The sequence below is a fragment of the Corynebacterium occultum genome, assembly GCF_009734425.1.
Lineage (GTDB): Bacteria > Actinomycetota > Actinomycetes > Mycobacteriales > Mycobacteriaceae > Corynebacterium > Corynebacterium occultum.
Genome location: NZ_CP046455.1, coordinates 849,754 through 871,258, shown reverse-complemented (window position 1 = coordinate 871,258; position 21,505 = coordinate 849,754). Strand labels below are relative to the sequence as shown.

The 21,505-nt window shown below is 61.7% G+C and carries 23 protein-coding genes; 12 read left to right on the top strand and 11 right to left on the bottom strand.

Translation table 11 applies throughout. From position 1 onward, the window contains the following. Window positions 1-21: 21 nt before the first annotated feature. Both COCCU_RS04085 and mscL read left to right on the top strand, forming a co-directional pair. Window positions 22-681: an SAF domain-containing protein gene (locus tag COCCU_RS04085; RefSeq protein ID WP_156230345.1), complete on the top strand. Its 660-nt coding sequence runs from the start codon at window positions 22-24 to the stop codon at window positions 679-681. Window positions 682-798: 117 nt separating this feature from the next. Next, entirely contained in the window at window positions 799-1,218 is a 420-nt protein-coding gene (gene mscL, locus COCCU_RS04080) for a large conductance mechanosensitive channel protein MscL (RefSeq protein WP_156230344.1), read from the top strand. A gap of 106 nt (window positions 1,219-1,324) precedes the next feature. On the opposite strand, the gene COCCU_RS04075 is transcribed toward mscL, so the two are convergent. The 11 genes from COCCU_RS04075 to COCCU_RS04025 form a co-directional block, all read right to left on the bottom strand. Continuing rightward, window positions 1,325-1,528, bottom strand: a complete 204-nt coding sequence (locus tag COCCU_RS04075; RefSeq protein ID WP_156230343.1) for a hypothetical protein — start codon at window positions 1,526-1,528, stop codon at window positions 1,325-1,327. Window positions 1,529-1,532: 4 nt separating this feature from the next. Continuing rightward, a complete protein-coding gene (locus COCCU_RS04070; RefSeq protein ID WP_156230342.1) occupies window positions 1,533-2,114 on the bottom strand; it encodes a MogA/MoaB family molybdenum cofactor biosynthesis protein in 582 nt (193 codons plus the stop codon). Between the two features lie 56 nt (window positions 2,115-2,170). Continuing rightward, window positions 2,171-3,472 (bottom strand): S1C family serine protease, encoded by a 1,302-nt coding sequence (locus COCCU_RS04065; RefSeq protein ID WP_156230341.1) that lies wholly within the window; start codon window positions 3,470-3,472, stop codon window positions 2,171-2,173. Between the two features lie 106 nt (window positions 3,473-3,578). Beyond that, window positions 3,579-5,090 carry a HAMP domain-containing sensor histidine kinase gene (locus COCCU_RS04060; protein WP_231598856.1) on the bottom strand — a complete coding sequence of 504 codons (1,512 nt, stop codon included), beginning with the start codon at window positions 5,088-5,090 and terminating at the stop codon, window positions 3,579-3,581. 98 nt (window positions 5,091-5,188) lie between these two features. Further along, window positions 5,189-5,881, bottom strand: coding sequence for a response regulator transcription factor (locus tag COCCU_RS04055; protein WP_156230340.1), 693 nt, complete (start codon window positions 5,879-5,881; stop codon window positions 5,189-5,191). Between the two features lie 305 nt (window positions 5,882-6,186). Next, the gene (gene rpsR / locus COCCU_RS04050; RefSeq protein ID WP_156230339.1) at window positions 6,187-6,438 is read right to left on the bottom strand and encodes a 30S ribosomal protein S18; all 252 of its coding nucleotides are present in this window, start codon (window positions 6,436-6,438) and stop codon (window positions 6,187-6,189) included. Between the two features lie 13 nt (window positions 6,439-6,451). After that, window positions 6,452-6,757 (bottom strand): 30S ribosomal protein S14, encoded by a 306-nt coding sequence (gene rpsN, locus COCCU_RS04045; RefSeq protein WP_156230338.1) that lies wholly within the window; start codon window positions 6,755-6,757, stop codon window positions 6,452-6,454. Window positions 6,758-6,760: 3 nt separating this feature from the next. Beyond that, window positions 6,761-6,925, bottom strand: coding sequence for a 50S ribosomal protein L33 (gene rpmG, locus COCCU_RS04040; protein WP_156230337.1), 165 nt, complete (start codon window positions 6,923-6,925; stop codon window positions 6,761-6,763). Window positions 6,926-6,927: 2 nt separating this feature from the next. Beyond that, window positions 6,928-7,164: a 50S ribosomal protein L28 gene (gene rpmB / locus COCCU_RS04035; RefSeq protein ID WP_156230336.1), complete on the bottom strand. Its 237-nt coding sequence runs from the start codon at window positions 7,162-7,164 to the stop codon at window positions 6,928-6,930. 279 nt (window positions 7,165-7,443) lie between these two features. Further along, the gene (locus tag COCCU_RS04030) at window positions 7,444-9,081 is read right to left on the bottom strand and encodes a SulP family inorganic anion transporter (protein ID WP_156230335.1); all 1,638 of its coding nucleotides are present in this window, start codon (window positions 9,079-9,081) and stop codon (window positions 7,444-7,446) included. Beyond that, the gene (locus tag COCCU_RS04025) at window positions 9,078-9,449 is read right to left on the bottom strand and encodes an ArsR/SmtB family transcription factor (RefSeq protein WP_156230334.1); all 372 of its coding nucleotides are present in this window, start codon (window positions 9,447-9,449) and stop codon (window positions 9,078-9,080) included. Before COCCU_RS04025 ends, COCCU_RS04030 begins: the two co-directional genes overlap by 4 nt. Before the next feature lie 353 nt (window positions 9,450-9,802). Here COCCU_RS04025 and COCCU_RS04020 point away from each other — a divergent pair, with 353 nt between their 5' ends. The 10 genes from COCCU_RS04020 to COCCU_RS03980 all read left to right on the top strand — a co-directional run bounded on the left by COCCU_RS04020 (window position 9,803) and on the right by COCCU_RS03980 (window position 21,495). Further along, on the top strand, window positions 9,803-10,069 hold the full coding sequence (locus COCCU_RS04020) for a type B 50S ribosomal protein L31 (RefSeq protein WP_156230333.1): 267 nt from the start codon (window positions 9,803-9,805) through the stop codon (window positions 10,067-10,069). A gap of 11 nt (window positions 10,070-10,080) precedes the next feature. Next, window positions 10,081-10,254 carry a 50S ribosomal protein L32 gene (gene rpmF, locus COCCU_RS04015; protein ID WP_156230332.1) on the top strand — a complete coding sequence of 58 codons (174 nt, stop codon included), beginning with the start codon at window positions 10,081-10,083 and terminating at the stop codon, window positions 10,252-10,254. Window positions 10,255-10,418: 164 nt separating this feature from the next. Continuing rightward, on the top strand, window positions 10,419-11,360 hold the full coding sequence (locus COCCU_RS04010; RefSeq protein WP_156230331.1) for a putative nucleotidyltransferase substrate binding domain-containing protein: 942 nt from the start codon (window positions 10,419-10,421) through the stop codon (window positions 11,358-11,360). A gap of 74 nt (window positions 11,361-11,434) precedes the next feature. Continuing rightward, window positions 11,435-12,106: a TetR/AcrR family transcriptional regulator gene (locus COCCU_RS04005; RefSeq protein WP_156230330.1), complete on the top strand. Its 672-nt coding sequence runs from the start codon at window positions 11,435-11,437 to the stop codon at window positions 12,104-12,106. A gap of 132 nt (window positions 12,107-12,238) precedes the next feature. Then, the gene (locus COCCU_RS14625) at window positions 12,239-12,706 is read left to right on the top strand and encodes a transposase (RefSeq protein WP_231598855.1); all 468 of its coding nucleotides are present in this window, start codon (window positions 12,239-12,241) and stop codon (window positions 12,704-12,706) included. Further along, window positions 12,706-13,200, top strand: a complete 495-nt coding sequence (locus COCCU_RS14620; protein WP_231598854.1) for a transposase — start codon at window positions 12,706-12,708, stop codon at window positions 13,198-13,200. Before COCCU_RS14625 ends, COCCU_RS14620 begins: the two co-directional genes overlap by 1 nt. 105 nt (window positions 13,201-13,305) lie before the next feature. Next, on the top strand, window positions 13,306-13,494 hold the full coding sequence (locus COCCU_RS03995) for a helix-turn-helix domain-containing protein (protein ID WP_156230329.1): 189 nt from the start codon (window positions 13,306-13,308) through the stop codon (window positions 13,492-13,494). After that, on the top strand, window positions 13,491-14,585 hold the full coding sequence (locus tag COCCU_RS03990) for a DNA cytosine methyltransferase (protein WP_156230328.1): 1,095 nt from the start codon (window positions 13,491-13,493) through the stop codon (window positions 14,583-14,585). The genes COCCU_RS03995 and COCCU_RS03990 overlap by 4 nt, the downstream gene beginning before the upstream one ends. Next, complete coding sequence (drmD, locus tag COCCU_RS03985) at window positions 14,582-17,731, top strand: DISARM system SNF2-like helicase DrmD (RefSeq protein WP_156230327.1); 3,150 nt, start codon at window positions 14,582-14,584, stop codon at window positions 17,729-17,731. The genes COCCU_RS03990 and drmD overlap by 4 nt, the downstream gene beginning before the upstream one ends. 5 nt (window positions 17,732-17,736) lie before the next feature. Next, window positions 17,737-21,495, top strand: a complete 3,759-nt coding sequence (locus tag COCCU_RS03980; RefSeq protein ID WP_156230326.1) for an Eco57I restriction-modification methylase domain-containing protein — start codon at window positions 17,737-17,739, stop codon at window positions 21,493-21,495. Window positions 21,496-21,505 lie beyond the last annotated feature (10 nt).

The window sequence follows — 21,505 nt, the reverse complement described above, 5'->3', positions numbered from 1 at the left end:
TTTGGGCAGTCAGATCATCATGTGAAGCTTTCCACCTCCCCCACTGTCCTGAATACGCTGCGCACCCCGGGGTGGCACCGCACTCTCCTGCTGCGCAGGGCGGCGGCTGTCGTCCTGGTGCTGCTGGCGGTCTGGTCAATGCTGCACAATGCCCGGGATTCCGGCCCCCGCGCCCTGGTGGTTGCCCGGGATATCGCACCCGGCTCCGCGGTCAGCGCCAGCGACTTCGAAATGGCTGCGGTGCCGCCGCACCTGCTGCCGGAGGACGCGCTGCAGGACCCGGAGGTGATGGCGGGAAAGGTGGCTGCCACCACCCTGAAGGTGGGTCAGGTTCCCAGCGAGGCCAGTTTCATCGGTTCCGCACTGCTGGCGGAACTCATCCCGGAGAGTCAGGGGGAGGCGGTGAACCTGGTGCCGCTGCGATTGGCGGAACCGGAGGTCATTACCCTGCTGCAGCACGGCGACACCGTGACGGTGCTCAGCCAGCCCACTGATGCGGAGGCTCCGGAGGTGGTGGCCAGCGGTGCTCGGGTGGTGCTGGCCGAATCCGGGGAGGGGAATGATCCGGCCACGGTTCTGGTGGCTTTGCCGGAGACTGAGGCGCAGCAGGTCGCAGTCACCGCACTGTATTCTCCGTTGGCTGTGGTGCTCACAGGTGATCGGGCGAACAAATTTCCCTGAACTTACGGAGTTTCACCTCTCATAAGAGAGAGCTTCCGTGAAAATTTCGTTATTGTTTCATTATTCGACCCGATTACTGTCGCCACATGCGACCTATCTATCTCAAGGAGGACCAGGATGCTCAAGGGCTTTAGGGACTTTATTCTTCGTGGCAATGTCGTTGAACTCGCGGTTGCCGTCGTCATCGGTACCGCTTTCACCGCAATCGTCAGTGCTTTCTCAGACAACATCATCAATCCGTTGATCGCATCCGTCGGTGGTGCTGATGTCTCCGGTCTCGGGTTCCACGTCTTCCAGGACAACCCCTCGACCTTCATTGACTTCGGCGCCGTGATCACCGCCGCCATCAACTTCCTGATCATCGCGGCCATCGTCTACTTTGTGCTGGTCATGCCGATGAACAAGCTCAATGAGGCAATTCAGAAGCGTAAGGGCATTGAGGAAGTGGAGGATGAGCCGGCATCCCTGGAGGCCAACCTTCTCGAGGAGATCCGCGACCTGCTCCAGGCAGAGCGCAACGGCCGTCACCAGGCCTAAAACTCCAGTTTTAAAAGTCTGAAACCACGGTCCCAACAGGGAGCCGTGGTTTCTTTCTGCTTATCGACGCCCCGGGAGGATCGCATCGACGCCCCGCGGGGAGGGTTCAGCCGTGGTGCGGGGGCTGCTGTTCTTTCCAGAATTCCTCTGCCTGGAGTTCTTCCTCGGCATCCGGGTCCAATAAAACGGTGCGTTCCTCATCCCCTCCCGGGATGTTGAAACGCCCGTCCGGAAAATCTACGCTGCGGTCAATGTTCTCAGCCGGGGAGGGGCGATCCACACGCCGGCGGGGTCTGCGGGGGCTGGTCAAGGGATTACTCGACGCTGTACTGGTTGATGACGAAATGCGCCAGCGGGGCCAGGACCGCCACCCCATCCCGGACAGCCTCCGGGGAGGACGCCAGATTGACCACCACGGTGGAACCAGACACCCCGGAGATACCGCGTGAGGTGCAGGCGTCAAGGACACCACCGGCCAGGCCCGAAGCCCGCATCGCCTGGGCGATACCCGGAACCACCTGATCCAGAACCGCCCGGGTGGCCTCCGGGGTTTTATCCCGGGGGCCAACCCCGGTGCCGCCGACAGTCAACACCAGATCCACCCCGCCGATCACCGCGGTTTCAATCGCCTGGCGGATCTGAGACCTCTTGGAACGCACGGTGACCACGGCATCGATATGAAAGCCCGCCTCATTCAGCAGCTCCGGGAGCAACTGATCGATGCCCTCCGCATGCTCATCCTCACGATCCCGCACCAGGGCCACCAGGGCTCGGCGGTGGGGGCGGATAGGTTCCTCCCGCTCCGTGGCGAGAAGATACTCGGCATCGGGCTCAGCCACGTCGAGCAGCGCGGGGTCAGCTTCCTGCTCCGCCAATGTGTTCAGCGCGTTATCCATCGATTTCCTTCACTGCAGTTTCAGGGCCGGAGCCCAGGCACGGTATGGCTGTTAACTTACTCGGTGGTCAGCGTTACATCTACCTCTCGAGGTTCATTGCCACCCTCCGAGTACACCGTCAGTGTCACGTTCGCCCCGAAGTCCTCCGAACGCACCGCCGCGATCAACTCATCGGAGTTGTCGATGGCGCGATCATTCATCCGGGTGATCACATCCCCCTCCTGCAGCCCCGCGGCAGCCGCGGGGCCACCATCCTGGACACTGGCCACCAGAGCACCATCAGCAGCGGCGGTCGCGGCGATCTGCACGCCGATCATCGGGTGGGAGGCCACCCCGCTTTCCACCAGCTGATCCGCGACCCGCTTGGCGAAGTTCGAGGGAATGGCGAAGCCCAGACCGATGGAACCAGCCGAATCCGCACCTGAGGTCAGGGAGGCGATAACCGAGTTCATGCCGATCAGGTTGCCCTCCATGTCCACCAGGGGACCGCCGGAGTTTCCGGGGTTGATGGCGGCATCGGTTTGCACGGCATCGATGAGGGAAGACTCACCCCCGTCACCACCGGAGGCCCGTACCGGGCGGTTCAGTGCCGAGACAATGCCGGTGGTCACCGTAGAAGACAGTCCCAGTGGACTACCGATGGCCACCACCTGTTGGCCGACGAGCAGCTGATCCGAATCCCCAAACTGCATCACCGGCAGGTCCTGCACATCTCGGATCTTGATCACCGCGATATCGGTGGAGGGATCGGAGGCCACGAAATCAGCCTCCAGGGTGCGCTCATCATTGAGCGTGACCTGGATGGCCGCATTCCCGCTCGCTGCCTCGGCCACCACATGGTGGTTGCTCAGGACCAGACCATCGGAGGAGATGATCGAACCCGAACCCTCCCCCACCGAGGTCCGTGAGCTCACCTGGATCGACACCACCGAAGGCAGGGTGGCCATGGCCACCTCCTCCACGCTGCCCACCGCAGCACTCTCCGCCCGGTCAACACTGGGGGAATCCAAGGCGGAGAAGGCATTGCCAGAGCTGCTGGAGCCACTGTTACCGAGGACGACACCGGTGATCGCACCGGCAGCCACCGCCGCCGCCACAATCAGGGCGATGGCGGGGGCCAACCCGATCGTGCGACGTTCCTTCCGCACCGGGGCCTGCCCCTCGGCGAACACCGGGGAATCCTGGCCCCCCGGTGGGGAGAAAGCGGGTTGTGGGTTGGTGGCCCGGTCAGCGCCGTTCCCCTGGTTCGCGGAATTCCAGCCGTAGGGGGAATTCACTGCTTCAAAACCATCCCGGGGAGGGTACTGACCCCCACCCCACTCGGGCTGCCGGGGATCCTCAGGGCGTTGTTCATTCATGACACTAATCCTCTCCTACCGAACTGGATTCCCACTGGAGGCACTCTGGGAGAAAAACCAGCGCTTTCTGTGAGTTTCCTGTCAGCATTGTTCCCCGGGGTGAAACTCACTGGTAGTCCTTCTTGTTCCGATCCATCCACCGCTGGGCAAATACCTGGCCGCGGCCCTTGGCACCGGGCACCGCGGTGTCCTTGGCGGTGGTCTGCCGATCCCCGTTCTCGGGGGCACCCGGCAGGGTCACCCGCATCAGGGCACCCCCATCATCAGATTCATCGACGGAGATGGAACCGCCGTGGCGTTCCACCACCTTCTTCACGATGGACAGTCCCAGCCCGGAACCCGGCATCGAGCGAGATGAGATGGAACGGTAGAACCGTTCGAACACCCGCTCCCTGTCCTCTGGGGCGATGCCCGGACCGGAATCCGCGATGGTCAGTCCGAAGGTGTGCTCATCAACCTCGGAGAGCCGGATCCGGACCGTGCCCTCCGGTGGGGACCACTTGGCGGCATTGTCCATCAGGTTCAGCACCGCACGCCCCAGGGCGAAGGGGTCACCGAGAACCTGTCCCGGCATGGTCTTCAGCTCGAAGCTGACATCCGGACGGCGTCGCTTCACCCGCTCGAGGGAAGTCTCCAGCACCTCCTGGAGCTCGACCTCCTCCAGTTCCCGCCGGGGCGCATCCTCTCGTGCCAGGTCCACCAGATCCCCGATCAAGGTGGACAGTTCCTCCATCTGAGCCAGCACATCCCGTTCCAGGTCCTTGCGGTCTTCCTCGCTGATGACGCCGGTGGCACCCTGCCGGTTGAGCATCATCAGCAGTTCGATATTGGTGCGCATCGAGGTGAGCGGGGTCTTCAGCTCATGACCGGCATCCGCAACCAGCTGGGTCTGCCTGGTCCGGGATTCCTGCAGGGCCTCCAACATGGCATTGAAGCTGCGGGTGAGGTTGGCCACCTCATCATTGCCCTCCACCTCGATGGGTTTCAGCTCATCGGTCCGGGTGACATGGTCGACCGCACGTTGCAGCCGGGAGATGGGTTTGAGCCCCGCAGAGGCGGTGACCATTCCAGCTGCGATGGCGATGAACACACCTGCCGCGGAAATGGCCATGAGCACCACACCCAGAGCTGAGATCAGCTGGTGGGTCTCGGAGAGATCCTGGGCCAGCACCACGATGGCACCGTACTCATTACCTGCGGCCAACAGCCGCTCCCCGCCCAGTGACTGGATGGAGACCTTCACCCCACTGGTGACACTCTGCAGTTCCAGGGGAACCGGGAGAACATCGCCATGCGTGCCCTGCCAGCCAGGTGGTGAAATGGAGATCCTGGTGTCCGGGTTATAGGCCTTGAACAGGGATATCTCATCATTGAGCTTGCTGACGAAGAGCGGGTCGATGGTGCGCGCCAGCAGGGAGTTCGCCTTCTCCTCCATGCTCCGGTCCATGGAGGCCGTCAGGGATGCCGAAACCGTCATGTAGGCGACGATGGTCATCGCACCCATGGAGAACAGCACCATGGCAGCCGTCAGCAGGGACAGGTGCCAGCGCAGCGGCATCCGCCGACCCCGGTGGCGGCGGGAAGCTGAACTGGGATCATGCGATTCAGCTTCCGGCACAACCACCGGGGTAATTTTTTCATCCACTTCAGAGTCAGATGAAACGGGAAGATCCCGACTCTCCACGCTAAGTGGAGGTCGGGAAATCTTCCTCAGGATCACGGAGCGGTCTCCCGCAGGACGTAACCGACGCCACGGACAGTGTGGATCAGTCGACTCTCACCCTCGGCCTCGGTCTTACGGCGCAGGTAACCGATGTAGACCTCGAGGGCGTTGCCGGAGGTCGGGAAATCATAGCCCCATACCTCCTCCAGGATGGTGGTGCGTGAAAGCACCCTGCGGGGGTTGGACATCAGCAGCTGCAGCAAGGCGAACTCGGTGCGGGTCAGGCTGATGAAACGCTCACCGCGGGTGACGTCACGGGTCTCCGGGTCCAGACGCAGGTCCTCGAAGACCAGCTCCTGGGCATCGGAGCCACCGATGGACTCGGCTGCGGCACGGCGCATCAGGGAACGCACGCGGGCCAGCAGCTCCTCCAGGGCGAAAGGCTTGGGCAGGTAATCATCGGCACCGGCATCGAGGCCGGCGACACGGTCAGAGACACCGTCACGGGCGGTGAGCACCAGAATGGGGCGATCATAGCCGGAGCTGCGCAGTGTACGGCACACTTCCAGGCCATCCATCCGCGGCATCATCACGTCAAGGATGACCAGGTCGGGCTGTTCCCGTTCGATGCTCTCGACCGCCTCAATACCGTCCTCCGCCAGCGAGACGTCATATCCGTTGAAGCTCAGGGAGCGGCGCAGCGAATCGCGTACGGCCTGCTCATCATCCACTACTAAGATCTTCATAACATCCATTATGCGCTATCAGAATAAAACAGTGCTGGCGGTTAGCTGTCTGTCACCTGTGAAAGTGACTCCGGGGCGAAAAAGGAACCGGAACGGGGGTGGGCGTATGGCATTCCGGCTGCTGAGCGTGCCGCTAGTTCAGAGGGCTACCCCCACCCCCGGAATTCCGCCCTTTTTCAGGAAACTAAAAAGCACCCTCCCCCACCCCGGTTGATCCGGAGTGTTGGAGGGTGCTTATGCTCTTTTACCTCTGCCTCACAAGCCAGCGGCAAAAGTGCGCTGTTGCGTTGCGTCCCGTTGCCGGTTTAGCGGCTGGTGAACGGCAGGAGAGCCATTTCGCGGGCATTCTTCACAGCGGTAGCGACCTGGCGCTGCTGCTGCGGGGTCAGGCCCGTGACGCGACGAGAACGGATCTTGTGGCGATCAGAGATGAACAGACGAAGGGTCTTGATGTCCTTGTAGTCCACCTTCTCAATGCCTTCAGCCTTGAGCGGGTTCTTCTTGGGGCGGCGGGACTGTTCCATCCGCGCCTTCTTCATGTTGGTGCGCTGCTTCATTTAAGAAACTCCCTTACCAGCTGGACTTACGAACGCCAGGCAGCTCACCGCGGTGAGCCATCTCGCGCATACGGACACGGGACAGGCCGAACTTGCGGAGGAAACCGCGGGGACGACCGTCGTGGGAGTCACGGTTACGGACGCGGACAGCAGCAGCATCGCGCGGCTGACGGTTCAGCTCGAACTGAGCTTCGAGGCGATCCTCGTCATTGGTGTTCGGGTTCTTGATGATTGCCTTGAGTTCAGCGCGACGCTCCGCATAGCGGGCGACGATTTCCTTGCGCTGCTCGTTCTTGGCGATCTTTGACTTCTTAGCCATTGATTATCGCTCCTCGCGGAATTCGACGTGCTTGCGGGCTACCGGATCAAACTTCATCAGAGTGATGCGATCCGGGTTGTTGCGCTTGTTCTTACGGGTGACATAGGTGTAACCGGTGCCAGCAGTAGACTTCAGCTTGATGATCGGACGGATGTCATTACGTGCCATCTTTAGATCTTCTCCCCACGTGCGCGGATCTGGGCGATGACGGCTTCAATGCCGTCACGATCAATGACCTTGAGGCCCTTGGTGGAAACGTTCAGAGTGATGGTACGGCCCTCAGAGGGGACGAAGAACCGACGACGCTGCACGTTGGGGTTCCAACGGCGCGAAGTGCGGCGGTGCGAGTGCGAGACAGACTTACCGAAGCTCGGCTTGCGTCCCGTGACCTGGCAAATAGCCGACATGGACTTTCCTTCTCCTAGCCGCCCACATCGACTGATGATGCGCCGCACCGGGAAGTGATCCGGGGCGCGAACATGCCAGCTGACGGGGCGTTACGAATAATTACGACAACAGCAAGGGGACAGCCTACCCGCTGCCCCGCCGATTTCATAATCCCGATTTCAGCTGGCCCGGCCGACCCGGACAACCTTGACGCTGATCATAAACCGGGAAGGCACAAAGCGCGCGTCGGAACCTACACCTCAGGGTGGGAGGGGCGCCGACCCGCTCTGCCCCAATCTTCACGAGGCGACCCGGTCGGTGTGGGAACGGGCGTGGGCGACCGCCTCCCCCAGATCCTCGAACAGGTGGTTGGGGTGGCGTAGCGAACGGATTGCCCCGAGCACACCGAGCACGTGAATATGCTCCTTGCGCACCCCCTTGATCAGCACGGTGACCCCACGACGTTCCAGGGTGGTCACCACCTCCGCCAGCTGGTGGGCACCCGTGGTGTCGATCAGCTGCACCTCGGAGAGCCGGATGATCACGACCTCCAGATCGCGGTAGTCCAGGATCTGGTCCAGGATTCTTTCGGCGGCCCCGAAGAAGAGCGCACCCTCCAGACGGAAGAGCCCGATCCGGCTGTCGCCAGCTTCCTCGCCGCCGGGGAGCACCTCGCGGTAGACACCGCTTTCCAGGCTCATCTTCCGGAGGATGAAGAAGGCGGCGGCGATGATGCCGATGATCACCGCGACAACCAGGTCCACGCTGACCGTGATGATGGCGGTGAGGAAGAACACCAGCGCATCCGTCCAGGAGGAGCGGGTCACCCGTCGAATGACCTCCGGGGAGATCATCCGCACCGCGGTGACCATGAGCACGCCGGACAGAGCGGCCAGGGGGATCACCGAGACCACCGTGGAAGCCACGTAGACCACCGCCAGCAGCACCAGGGCGTGCACGATGGCGGACATACGGGTGCGGGCCCCGGAGCGGACGTTGACGGCGGTACGGGCGATCGCACCGGTGGCCGGCATGCCGCCGAAAAGGCCCGCTCCCACGGAGGCCAGACCCTGGCCGACCAGTTCGCGGTCAGCGTTATAGGGGCCGGTGTCCGCCATGGAGGCAGCCACCCTGGCAGAGAGCAGGGACTCGATGGCCGCCAGCGCAGCCACCGCCACCGCCGGGCCCGCCAATGCCTGGATCATCGCCGGATCCATCTCCGGCCAGGCCGGTGCCGGGAGGGACTGCGGCAGGGTGCCGATGGTCTCCAGTGGCAGGGAGAACAGCGTGGCCACGACGGTCACCACCACGATGGCGATGAAGGAACCGGGGATCTTCGGAGCGACCTTCCCCAGAATCAGCATGATGGCGGCCACCGCCACCACCACGGCCACCGGCAGCAGCGCCCCCGGCCAACCGGCACTGACCACCGCGTGGCAGGCGGCGAGCACGGCATTGGAGTTTCCCCCACCGTCGGAGGCCACCGCCGCAGGAACCTGCTGCATGAAGATGATCACGCCGATGCCGGCGGTGAATCCCTCGATCACCGGCCAGGGGATATAACTGACCATCCGGCCCATTTTCAGGAATCCGGCGAGCAGCACCAGCACCCCGGCCATGATCGAGACCACCGCGACGGCGGGGATCCCGTACTGCATGACGATCGGGGCGAGCACCACAACCATCGCACCGGTGGGACCGGAAACCTGGACATTGGAACCGCCGAAGATGGCGGCGATCAGACCGGCGACGATGGCGGTGATCAGACCGGCCTCGGCACCGACCCCGGAACTGACGCCGAAGGCCAGGGCCAACGGCAGGGCGACGATGCCGACGGTGATGCCGGCGGTGACATCCGCACGCCAGGAGTAGCGGAGGTATTCATAGTCGCGGGAGCTGGGCAGCAGTTCCCGGAAAGATTTCCACACCTTAGTCATTGCATCCTCCTGTCCTGATCAATCTGCGGCAACCCCCGGAGGGAGTCGAGCTGCTCCCGGGAGGCGTCGAGCATCTCCCCGAGCAATTCCCGGGAAACCCGGAGCAGGTCCGCGACCTGCGGGTAGGCGAGCTGATAAAAAACCACATTGGCCTGCCGTTCAGAGACCACCAGCCGGTTGCGTCGCAGCACCGCCAGATGCTGGGAAAGGTGGGAGGCCTCCAGTCCCGTCGCCGCCAGCATTTCGGACACCGAGACCCTGGGGTGGGCGGAGAGAATCTCCAGCACCTTGATCCGGTAGGGATGCGCCAATCCCTTGAAGAGGTTGGCCTTGACCTCATAGAGCGGGCGCTGTTCATCCTCGAACAAACCTCAGACCCCCTTCGACCAGTTCGCTCCAGCTCCCCAGAAAAGCAACCCAGGGCAGGGCAAATGAATTAATGACTTGATAAATCCATCATATGCCGAGTTCGGGAAGTTGGCCACCCCCTCAAAACCGGGCCCTGCATGGCCCTCAGGCAGGCACGGGAGATCCCATTACCAGAAACTCCCCTCCCCCTCATCCGCAGGATTTCAAGTTTCACCCCCGCGACGTGTAATATCTTTGAGGTTCACCGCCACCCTGGCAGTGCATACTTAACGAACCCAACTCAGACACGATTCGTGACCACCTTGAGACACGGAACCGATCTGAAGTGCAATCCTGAGGGAATCGAGAGTAAATGAAGAAGGATATCCACCCGGACTACCACCCGGTAGTCTTCCAGGACGCGGGAACTGGTTTCCAGTTCATGACCAAGTCCACCGTCAACAGCTCCCGCACCGTGGAGTGGGAGGACGGCAATGAGTACCCCCTCATCGTCGTCGACGTCACCAGCGAATCCCACCCGTTCTGGACCGGCGCACAGCGTGTCATGGACACCGCTGGCCGCGTTGAGAAGTTCCAGAAGCGTTTCGGTGGCATGGCCCGCCGCAAGAAGAAGGCTTAAGGAGGAAAACCATGGCAGTTCCGAAGCGTAAGTTGTCCCGCGCTAACACCCGCATGCGTCGCTCCCAGTGGAAGGCCGACAATGTCGCCCTCCAGGACGTCAAGATCGACGGTCAGACCGTTCGCATCCCGCGTCGTCTGGTCAAGGCCGCCCAGCTCGGCCTGGTCGAGGTTGAGCAGTTCTAATCGAACTTCTCTGATCTGACCGATCATCTCATCGACCGTCCCGAATTTTTCGGGGCGGTCGATTTTTTATCCCCTGCCCCTCACCGTGGGGTTCTCCGAGGGGTGGCCCCGCTGGTAGATTGGGCGACATAAATCTGTCGGATGATTGAAAGGATGGCCGGAGCGTGCTGCACGAGTCCCTGCTGGATCTAGCGGAACAGTCCCCCCGTTGTGAACAGGTGGCCACGGTCCGGGGCGTATTGGCGGAGTCCCATGAACTGCTGCGCAATGCACTCGCCCACGACACCCCGGCAGTGGAGCTGACCCACTGGTACTCCACCCTGGTCTCCGATGCGCTGCACTCCCCCGCCATCACCGAACTCCTCGGAAAGAACCAACTGGTGCTCACCGGGGCGATCGGACGGGGTGATGGTTTCCCCACCTCCAAGGTGGAGTGGCTGCTGGTAACCGCTGATCCGACGGAAACCGGCGCGGAGGCCAATGGCGAGATCAGCACCATCCTGCGCAGCGTCGGCCTGATCCCGGCCCCGCTGACAGCCGAGTTCTCCCCCACCACCCATGCGGAGTGGCTCTACCGCATCGAGCAGGCCACCGCCCAAGGGGACCCCACCGCCATCGGGGTCTTCGCCGATGCCGGCACCTGGTTCCGGGAGCACCTGCTCAGCCACCTGGGTTCCGTGCTGCCCCTGCTGCATGAGGCCATAGATCACCGCCCACCTGCCCTGCGCAGTGCGAATGGTCTGCCGGACCGGGAATCCGTGGTGGACATCCGCCGGGAGCTGCTGGCCCCGGTCACTGATCTGGCCCGCTGGGCAGGACTGAGCAGCCGTACTCACTGCCTGGCCACCCAGGAGTACATCCAGGCCGGGCAGTCCGCCGGCGTGCTCAATGAAGATGAGGCCGATCTGCTCCGCCAGGGCTGGTCCACCGGCGCGTCCCTGCAGTTCCGCCGTTGGGTGGATCATGTGGTGGATCGCGAGATCACCGCCGAGGATCTCCCCGCACTGCAGCGTTCCTCCTTCGGGGCCGCCAGCCGCGGGGTTGCACTGGTGGTTCGTTCCCTGGCCGCACGCCACGACATCAACATCCCCGACAACGGGTCCTAGTGGTATTCCCATGATCATGCTCGCTACAATGCGAATATGATTCTTTTGGTCAACAGATAAGGAGTGGAATCTCAGTGGCCGGAGCAGTGGGTCGTCCCCGCAAGAACAGTCCTCGCCGCCGTGGTAGCACCGCACGCGAGGAGATTCTCGATGCTTCGGCAGAGCTGTTCACCACCCAGGGTTTCGCCACCACCTCCACCCACCAGATCGCTGATGCGGTGGGCATCCGGCAGGCCTCCCTCTACTACCACTTCCCCTCCAAGACCGAGATCTTCCTGACCCTGCTGACCTCCACCATCGAGCCCTCGATGCAGCTCGCAGAGCAGCTCAACAACTCTGAGGCAGCGCCCGCGATGCGGCTCTGGGCCCTGGTGGCGGCTGAAACCCGGCTGCTGCTCTCCACCCGCTGGAATGTAGGCAAGCTCTACCAGCTTCCCGTCGCCGCATCGGAAGAATTCACCACCTACCACCAGCAGCGAACCGATCTGCGGGAAATCTTCCGTTCCCTGGCCGCTGAGATCGTCGGAGCAGAGGATAAGCGCTGCGACCTGCCCTTCCACATCGCCCTCTCGGTGACCGAGATGCGCGACAACGACGGTGTGGTCCCGGCCCCCCTCAGTGAGGAGCAGCTACCCGAAACCACCATCATGCTTGCCGACGCCGCGCTCACCGTCCTGGGCGCGGAACTCCCCGCTGACCGGGAAACCACCGCCCTGCGACTCCTGCAGGAAGTACAGCAGGGCTGAGGCAGTGAGTCCAGGGTCTAGGCAGTGTTACGAAAATCCGGTGAGTGACACCGGCGTGCCCTAAACTGCAACGAGGGTTTCACAGCGCACGGTGTTGGTGTCTAATCATCAACGCGTACCAGGAAAACCTCGTTGCCTACTTTACCGCCGCCCGCCCGCCACGACCTCACCGACGCCGAATGGGCACTGCTTGCCCCACTCCTGCCCGCCCCACCACGGCGGGGACGCCCCCGCACCTGGGGCATTAGATCCCTGCTCAACGGCATCTTCTTCCGCATCCGTACCGGCTGCCCATGGCCCGATGTCCATGAACGCCACGGCCCCTGGTGGCGGGTCTACGCCCTGTTTGTCCATCTCCGGGCCGACGGGGTGTGGACAAACGTGCACACCCGGCTGCTCACTCACGCCCAAGAGCAGGGAAAACTTTCCTGGAGGTCAGTGCCGACTCCACGACCACTCGCCGGCACGTCCACGCCGCCGGCGCCAGGAAAGACAGTGTCACCCGCCATCTGGCAGAGCCTGCTGATCATGGTTTTTGCCGCTCAAGGGGCGGGTAGCCAACGAAGATCCACGTCGGCATTGATGCCGATTGCGTGGTGATGTCGTTTGTCGTCACACCAGGTCAAGCAAGGGATGGTCCGCAGATGATGCCGGTACTGGACAAGATCCGCGTACCGTCCGCCGGGCGGGGTCGGCCAAGGTGCCGGCCTAAGCGGGTGCTGGCGGACAAGGTGTATTCCTCGCGTGCCAACCGGAAGTATCTGAGGTCGCGGGGTATCACGGCAACGATTTCTCAGCCGAAGGACCAGGTCGCCCACCGTCGGCGCAGGGAGTCAGCCGGGGGCCGACCCCCCTGCTTTCGACACCGCAGCTTATCGGCGTCGCAATGCCGTGGAGCAGGGTATCAATCGGACCAAGCAGCACCGTGGGTGTGCCACGAGTTTGGACAAGTTAGCGGTGCATTTCGAGGCCATGGTTCAGGTGGCGGTGATCCGGTACTGGCTGAAACGACTTTCGTGACACCGCTTAGTGCTGAGGGGTGGGAAGATCCCAGACGCGCGCGGACATATGCGCATCTCTGCGGCTTATATTAGGTGTTCTCGGTAGCTACGCCTAGACTTGGACGCGGCTGTGCGCTTGCCGTTCGACCGTCGCAGCGCGCAGGGGGCGCCCTCGGAGCACTGGCTGAAGGAGAAAAGATGGCTAACGTGCAAGATCGCTGGCTCTCCGTCGAGGAGATTTGTCAGCACCTCGGAGTGAGTAGTGACACTGTCTATCGGTGGATCGAGCGTTCAGCCGTGCCCGCCCACAAGATGGGGCGAAAGTGGAAGTTTAAACGAGACCACGTTGAAGCTGGCGGCGACGCGCGCGAAGGTGGGGCCAAGTGACCGCGCCCCACATACCAATCAACGCCGTAGACCTGTTCAGCGGGGCAGGAGGACTGACCCATGGCCTTGCCAAGGCCGGAATCAACGTCCGTGTGGGCGTCGATGTCGACCCTGCATGCGAGTACCCGTACACGGAGAACAACAAGGCCAAGTTCCTTCTCAAGTCAGTCGGCGACATTGAGTCCCGCGAGCTCGCTTCGTACTACTTGCCGAGAAGCGTTCGGCTGCTGGCTGGTTGTGCCCCATGCCAGACGTTCTCTTCCTACAATCAGAAAGCGTCTACCGACGATGACCGATGGTGGTTGCTGCGGCACTTCTCGCGCCTTGCAGGAGAACTGCTCCCAGAGCTGGTCACCATGGAGAATGTACCCGGTCTGCTCAACCATGCCGTCTTCGATGAATTCGTTGGATCGCTCGAAGCCAGCGGTTACGAGGTATCCAAGCAGATCGTCGACTGCCAAGACTACGGTGTTCCTCAGCATCGAAATCGACTGGTTCTCCTCGCTTCGCGCCTTGGCCCGATCAGTCTCCTTACCCCCGCTCAGTTCAATGCAAAACCGACGAGCGTTCGCGAAGCGATCGGCAACGGGAGGGTGCCAGCCCTGGCAGCGGGGTCAGCAGATGCAGTAGATCGACTGCACCGAGCCTCCCGGCTGTCGCCACTGAACCTGCGCAGGATCAAGGCGTCCAAGCCCGGTGGCACCTGGCGTGACTGGCCCGACGAACTTGTCGCTGAATGCCACAAGAAGGAGTCCGGCAAGACCTATGCAGGCGTGTACGGTCGCATGACTTGGGACGAGGCTGCCCCTACCATGACTACTCAGTTCTACGGGTTCGGCAACGGACGCTTCGGGCACCCTTCCCAGGATCGAGCGATTTCTCTACGAGAGGGAGCGATCTTGCAGGGCTTCCCCCTGAACTACCAGTTCGTCGCGCCCGGTGCCCCCGTGCACATGAAGACCATCGGTAGGCTGATCGGCAATGCAGTACCTGTCACCCTTGGCGAACTGATCGGCCGGAGTATGAAGGCCCACGTCAAGGAGCATCGTGATGATGTCCTTCGTGTGCTTACCGGGGGTCAGCTCGCATGAAACCAGACCAAGCACTCTCAACTCAGACTGTTCCTGAACCTGGCCAGCTCGTCGAGGTACGTCGTCGCCAATGGGTCGTGTCTGAAGCGACGACGGGGAGCGCGCTGCCTGGGACGCGTCCGCAGCATCTCGTCACGCTCTCCTCGCTGGATGAGGATGCGCTGGGGGAAGAGCTTCAGGTGATTTGGGAACTTGAGCCTGGTGCGCAAGTACTTGAAAAGGCCGGGCTGCCGGAGATCACCGGCTGGGACTCGGATGACCGGCTGGAAGCTTTTCTTGATGCGGTGCGCTGGGGCGCAGCAACCAACGCGAACCGCACGTTCCTCCAAGCACCGTTCCGCAGCGGCATCTCCATTGAGGACTATCAGCTTGACCCACTCGTGCGAGCCATTGACATGGCACGGGTAAACCTTCTCATCGCGGATGATGTGGGCCTCGGCAAGACCATTGAGGCTGGCCTGGTTGTCCAGGAGTTGCTGATCCGGCATCGAGCCCGCACGGTTCTCGTCGTTTGCCCAGCAAGCCTTCAGATCAAGTGGCAAACGGAGATGCAGGAGAAGTTCGGCTTGGAGTTCCGAATAGTTGATGCGGAGTACGTCAAGCAGCTACGACGCAGCAGAGGAATCCAAGCAAACCCGTGGACTTCTTTCCCACGGCTCATCACGTCAGTGGATTGGGCCAAGTCAGGCGAGGGCCTGCGGCTGCTCAAGGACATCCTCCCTGCGTCAAGCACCTACCCGCGCAAGTTCGACATCCTCATCGTCGACGAGGCCCACAACGTCGCGCCTGCCGCAGCTACCCGATACGCCCTTGAGAGCCAACGAACGAGGCTAATCCGGACCCTCGCTCCCAACTTCTCCCACCGTTTGTTCCTGACCGCCACCCCGCACAACGGCCACCAGGCGTCCTTCACGTCGCTGTTGGAGCTGCTAGATGACCAGCGCTTCGCTCGCTCCGTTCTGCCGGACGAGCAACAGCTGCATCGCGTCATGGTTCGCCGACTCAAGAGCGACATCACGGACCCAGACGGCAAGCGCATCTTCCCCGAGCGAAAACTCGTCTCTCTCGAAGTCGCTTACACCGAGAGCGAGGTAGAAGCACACGCACTGCTTCAGGATTTCATCACCGACCGCTCAAAGTCCGTCGGTGGTGGCAAGTATGCTTATGGCACGGATTTCGCTCACAAGCTCCTCAAGAAGCGCCTGTTCTCGTCGCCGCTCGCGTTCGCTACCACGCTCGCACGCCACCGCGAGACCCTGAGCCGCCCCTCACGCGCATCCAAACCCCTCGGCGCCATGGACGATCGGGTCTTGCGCAAGGCGATCCTTCGCGCTGAGGAGGATCAGGCGAACGACTCCACACTGGAGGACGCCCAGCACGAGGCCGTGGAACTGGCCTCCGAGCTCGCCGTACCGCTGACCCTGAGCCAGCGCGACACGCTGGACCGGCTGACCATCTGGGCCGAAGGAGCACGCAACAAGCCTGACTCGAAAGCCAAAGCGATCCTCGAATGGATCGAGTCGCATCTCAAAGAACCTGATGGCCAGTGGAACAACAAGCGCGTCATCCTGTTCACCGAGTACCGCGCGACGCACAGCTGGCTCCAGCAGATTCTCGCGAGCCACGGATACGGCGGCGACCGCCTGGCCTTCCTCCACGGCGACGTCGACCCGGACGACCGGGAGACCGTGAAGGCGGCCTTCCAAGCCGATCCGGCGGTGTCCCCAGTGCGCATTCTGCTTGCAACCGACGCCGCATCCGAGGGGATCGACCTCCAGAACCACTGCAACTACCTCATCCACGTCGAGATTCCCTGGAATCCGAACGTCATGGAGCAGCGGAACGGGCGCATTGATCGCCACGGCCAGAAGCAAGACACCGTTTTCATCTGGCACCCGGTGGGTCGAGCATACAGCGCCAAAGAGCTTGCCCCTGGCGAAGTTGCTGGGGACCACGAGTACCTGATGCGAGCGGCGAACAAGGTCGAGACGATCCGCGAAGACCTTGGCAGTGTTGGACCAGTCCTTGCTCGGCAGATCGAAGAGATCATGCTCGGTCGGCGGAACCGCTTCGATACGGTCTCGGCTGAGGCCAACGCAGCACGCGCCCGCCGATTTGTTGCCGCTGAGCGCCAACTGCGCGACCGGATTCAACGCTTGCACCAGACTCTGATTCAGGCGCGAAGCGAGTTTCGCATGCTGCCAGAGAACGTCGAACGCGCAGTGAGGGTGGCCCTCGACCTGGCCGAGAAGCCTCCTTTGACCCCGGTGAAGTTGTCCGACGCATCCGATGCGGTCGTCTTCACCGTGCCCGCGCTCACTGGCTCTTGGGGCAAGGCGACTCGCGGACTTGAACACCCACACACTCACAAGCGGCGTGCCATCACCTTCGATCATGAGACGTCGAAGGGCCGCGATGACGTGGTGCTTGCGCACCTTGGGCACCGACTTGTTCAGATGTGCTTGCGGCTCCTACGCGAGGAAATCTGGAAGCTGCACGACACCAAGAAGCTGCACCGGGTAGCTGTCCGCGTGGTCCCCGACAGTCTTGCTACTCAGCCCGTCGTCCTACTCTGGTCACGGCTCGTCATAACCGGAGGCGATCACCGCCGGCTTCACGAAGAACTCACTCTTTCCGGAGGAGAGCTTGGCCACGACCGATTCAGCCGGATCACCCAGGTTGCTAAGCGTGAAGAGCTACTTGCGTCGGCTACGCCAGTCGAGCCGAGCGACGCACTGTTCGCCGTACTCAAGGAGAGATTCGCAAACAGAAAGCAGTCCATCATGAGCGCGGTCGAAGCCCGGTCGAAAGAGCGTCTCGACAGCCTCGATAAGAAACTCAACGATCGACTGACCCACGACCTGACCGACCTCCACTCTGTTCTCGACGAGCTCGAACGAGCCATCACCAAGGAGCTGAACCCCGACGAAGCCGAGAGTGATCTCTATCTACCCGGCCTCTCGCCGCAAGAGATGAACCAGGTGTCTGCGGACATCTCCGCCCTCGAAAGCCGACTAGCCCGCATCCCGGCAGAACGGGCAGCTGAGGAGGCGGCTATCAAGCGCCAGTACGCCGATCCGGTCGCACGAACCTTCCCCGCTGCCGTGATCTTCCTGGTCCCTGAGTCCATGGCTCGGAGGGAGTGAACCCCATGGTTGCACAGTCACAGCAAGTCGAATGGCTCTCGTTGGTTGAGACCAGGGGGCCGTTTCTAACGCTCAAAGTTCTCGAACAAGCCTTCCCGCAAGGCCTTGAATCGATTGAGACCCCTCGTCGCCAGCGACTCCGCTCCGCCTACTATGAATGGCGTGAAGCAGTCGATGAGGACGACCTGCTTGTCGCACAGCTTCACGACGCGTGGGTGAACCTGGTCCTCACCGAATTGCTTGAGTTCGACGAGGAGTCGGCGACACCGCGCTCTTCTTGGGTGGGTGGTGCTCCGTCGATCTCATCACCTGATGGGACGGCGCACTTCGCGCCCACATGGATCATCCACGCTCCAGCTTCAACGGAGCCGCGCGCGTTCATCGCAGTGGCTCCCCCCGACGCTGACCTTGAGTCCGCCGCTCAGCTTGACGGCTGGCTCGCGACTGAGTTGGAACGGATGACCCTGCTGTGTCGTGAGCACGGGGTCCGAATCGGGATCGTGACGAACGGAGAATCGTGGGTGCTCGTCAACGCGCCCGCTGACACACCATCTGGGCAGGCCGTCTGGCATTCGCGCTTCTGGTTCCAGGAGCCGGCGACGCTCAAGGCGTTTCAGTCGTTGCTCGGCGTGCGACGTTGCTTCGGGCCCACCGACCAGACCCTCGAAGCGCTACTCGACGAGTCACTGAAACACCAGGAGGAAGTCACCGACACACTCGGCGAGCAGGTGCGCCGAGCCACCGAGGTTCTGATTCAAGCGCTCGACAAGGCCGATCAGGACCGCAACCGGGAACTCCTGCGCGATGTGCCGCCATCGTTGCTCTATGAGGCATCACTCACGGTCATGATGCGTCTCGTGTTCGTCTTGTGCGCCGAAGAGAGGGGCCTTTTCCTTCTGGGCGACCCCGTGTACGACCAGAACCTCGCGGTCTCTACACTCCGTGGAAAACTTGCTGAGGAAGCAGACCAACTGGGCGATGAAGTGCTGGAACGCCGCTTCGATGCTTGGGCGAGGCTCTTGGCTGCGTTCCGTGCCGTCTACGCAGGTATCGAGCACGAAGATCTGCGGCTACCCGCCATGGGTGGCTCCTTATTCGACCCCGACCGGTACCCGTTCCTCGAAGGTCGCGCGCTGGGCACTTCATGGCTGGACACGGTCTCGCAGCCGCTGCCGATCGATAATCGCACGGTCCTTCTACTCCTCAACTCCTTGCAGGTGCTGGAGCAATCTCACGGTGCGCTTGCTCTGTCGTACAGAGCCTTGGACGTTGAGCAGATTGGGCACGTCTACGAAGGCCTGCTGGACTACACGGTTGTTCGTGTCCCGGACATCACACTAGGTCTTGAGGGCTCGGCGAAGAACCGCTATCCAACGATGGGCTTGGCCGAGATGGAGTCGCTGCGACTCGAACACCCAGACGATCTCGTCTCCAAGATCGCCAAAGAGACAGGGCGAACCCCAGCGGCGGTCCGAAGAGCGCTCTCGAAACCGGCTTCAGATGCAGCGCGAACTGCCCTCCTAAGTGCAGCGAATGGCAATGACACTCTGCTGGAGCGCATCGCCCCATTCGCCAACCTTCTAAGAAGTGATGCCTGGGGTGAGGCGATTATTTACGGAGCTCACTCCTTCATGGTCACGCCAGGCGCCGATCGACGAGAAAGCGGTACACACTACACTCCACGCTCGCTGACCGAGCAGATCGTGGGCGTTGCGCTCGAACCCCTCGTATACACTGGCCCAACAGAAGGACGCCCAAGGGATCAGTGGGTTCTTAGGTCTCCCGAAGTGATCCTTGGTCTAAGGGTCTGTGACCCTGCGATGGGTTCAGGTGCATTCCTCGTACAGGCTTGCCGGTACTTGGCAGAACGACTGGTTGAAGCATGGGCCAGCGCCGAGGCAGACGGACACCTCGTGAATGCCGACGGAGACGTAGTTGAGGACCTCGGGGCCGCCGATCCTCTGCCGACGCAGGCAGACGAGCGGATCACCGTCGCCCGTAGGTTTGTCTCTCAGCGTTGTCTCTATGGGGTGGACATCAACCCGCTGGCCGTCGAGCTCGCGAAATTGTCGATTTGGCTCGTGACTCTGTCGAAGGGCAAACCATTCGGTTTCCTCGATCACAATTTGCGAGGGGGCGACAGTCTCGTTGGGGTGCACACCACCGAACAACTGATACAGATGCGTCTAGAACCAGTTCGAGGCGAACGTCAGACTGGCTTACTTGACGATGTCGTCTCGCACGCCGTGCAGCGTGCCGCCGAAGTTCGAAAGAGACTCCGATCGGGCCGAGAGCTAGACATTGCGGATGTGCGCTCCCGAGCAGCCCTAAATCAGGAAGCCCAAGAGACCATGGGTGCCGTGGACCTCGTGGCGGACGCTTTCCTGGCTGAAGTTTTCCGTCGCGGCCCGGCTTCCAGGGGCCTGAACGGCGCATGCGACGGGTTGGCATTGACCGCCGCAGGCGCGCTTGAAGGGAACCGGGCAGACACTGAGGCGTTGCGCGCAATCGCTCGAAGCTCGTGGCATCCGGTGACGGACGATAAGGAACTGGCGAGAGACCCGTTCCACTGGGCACTGGAGTTCCCGGAGGTGTTTGCCGCAGGAGGTTTCGATGCAGCGTTCGGGAACCCGCCATTTGTTGACTCCGAGACGATGGTCCGCTCCGACCCGCAACTGAGGCAGTATCTCTCTGGTGCATACTCAACCGCCAAAGGCAACTGGGACTTGTATGTGCCGTTTATCGAGCGGGCGATCCAAATAGTGAGGCCTGGGTCTCCCGTTTTCATGATCAGTCCAAACAAATGGCTCGCGGCTCCCTACGGTTCTGCACTTCGCGATCTGACGGCGAACTCCCTAAGCCACATCATTGATTTCTCCCAAGGCCGCGCATTCGCCAATGCTGGTGTAGCTGCCATCTCGGCCGGATTTGGGCTCGCGATTGACGACAATGTCCAGGTGAGAAGACCGGGAAGCCATGGCACAGAGATATCGCGAGTGCCGCGAAGTCGAATTATGAAATGGCAGAATTGGGGCTTCTTGCTCTCGACGAATGTCGACATACTTATCCACCTCGCGAGTTCGGATCGCCGAATTGGAGACGTCGCAGTAGCGAGCGATCCGTTCACGGTTGCGGAGGCGTACCGGCTTCGCGATTGGGTGACAGAGGGATCGGACTCGGTAGATTCATTCCGTTTGCTAAACACGGGAACAGTCGACCCGTTTGTTTCTCTCTGGGGTGAATCTGACACCCGATATCTAAAGAAGCGGTTCGCCCGGCCGGTCGTTGCTAGGCGAATCCTTGCCGAGGAGTTGCCGCGAAGATATGCGCAGGCTGTGGCTCCGAAGTTGATCCTCTCAGGGATGCGAAAGTTCGAGGCGTTTTGGGACCGCGACGGCTCATATGTTGCTGGCAAATCGAGCGTTATTGTCTTACCGCGACACTCCGACGAGGTGCTACCCACGTTGCTCGGGATTCTGAACTCACGGCTCATGCGATTTTATGTTCAGGAGGCGTTCGGCGCCCTAGGAGTTGATGGCGGAATTAGCTTTTCTGGAGCCATGGTTGAGCAGCTTCCGATGCCTCCGTCGCATGACGGGAGAATTGTCGAGATTGAGGAAGCTGCTGCCGCCGTTCTGGATGCGATAAATGACCCCGAGCAGATCCTGCAAGCAATGGCTGCTTTAGATATCGCCGTATTCCAGGCCTACTCGGTTTCGCCAGAGATGAGCGCGAGAATCGAAAACACAGAGATCAGGTGCTGAACTATGCAAT

Excerpts from the sequence above, each read along its gene's own strand:
- COCCU_RS04070 (WP_156230342.1), bottom strand. The coding sequence starts at position 2,114 with ATGGATAACGCGCTGAACACATTGGCGGAGCAGGAAGCTGACCCCGCG.
- rpmF (WP_156230332.1), top strand. The coding sequence starts at position 10,081 with ATGGCAGTTCCGAAGCGTAAGTTGTCCCGCGCTAACACCCGCATGCGT.
- COCCU_RS04055 (WP_156230340.1), bottom strand. The coding sequence starts at position 5,881 with ATGAAGATCTTAGTAGTGGATGATGAGCAGGCCGTACGCGATTCGCTG.
- drmD (WP_156230327.1), top strand. The coding sequence starts at position 14,582 with ATGAAACCAGACCAAGCACTCTCAACTCAGACTGTTCCTGAACCTGGC.
- rpmG (WP_156230337.1), bottom strand. The coding sequence starts at position 6,925 with ATGGCACGTAATGACATCCGTCCGATCATCAAGCTGAAGTCTACTGCT.
- COCCU_RS04065 (WP_156230341.1), bottom strand. The coding sequence starts at position 3,472 with ATGAATGAACAACGCCCTGAGGATCCCCGGCAGCCCGAGTGGGGTGGG.
- COCCU_RS04020 (WP_156230333.1), top strand. The coding sequence starts at position 9,803 with ATGAAGAAGGATATCCACCCGGACTACCACCCGGTAGTCTTCCAGGAC.
- COCCU_RS03995 (WP_156230329.1), top strand. The coding sequence starts at position 13,306 with ATGGCTAACGTGCAAGATCGCTGGCTCTCCGTCGAGGAGATTTGTCAG.
- COCCU_RS03980 (WP_156230326.1), top strand. The coding sequence starts at position 17,737 with ATGGTTGCACAGTCACAGCAAGTCGAATGGCTCTCGTTGGTTGAGACC.
- rpsR (WP_156230339.1), bottom strand. The coding sequence starts at position 6,438 with ATGAAGCAGCGCACCAACATGAAGAAGGCGCGGATGGAACAGTCCCGC.
- rpmB (WP_156230336.1), bottom strand. The coding sequence starts at position 7,164 with ATGTCGGCTATTTGCCAGGTCACGGGACGCAAGCCGAGCTTCGGTAAG.
- mscL (WP_156230344.1), top strand. The coding sequence starts at position 799 with ATGCTCAAGGGCTTTAGGGACTTTATTCTTCGTGGCAATGTCGTTGAA.
- rpsN (WP_156230338.1), bottom strand. The coding sequence starts at position 6,757 with ATGGCTAAGAAGTCAAAGATCGCCAAGAACGAGCAGCGCAAGGAAATC.
- COCCU_RS04030 (WP_156230335.1), bottom strand. The coding sequence starts at position 9,081 with ATGACTAAGGTGTGGAAATCTTTCCGGGAACTGCTGCCCAGCTCCCGC.
- COCCU_RS14620 (WP_231598854.1), top strand. The coding sequence starts at position 12,706 with ATGTCGTTTGTCGTCACACCAGGTCAAGCAAGGGATGGTCCGCAGATG.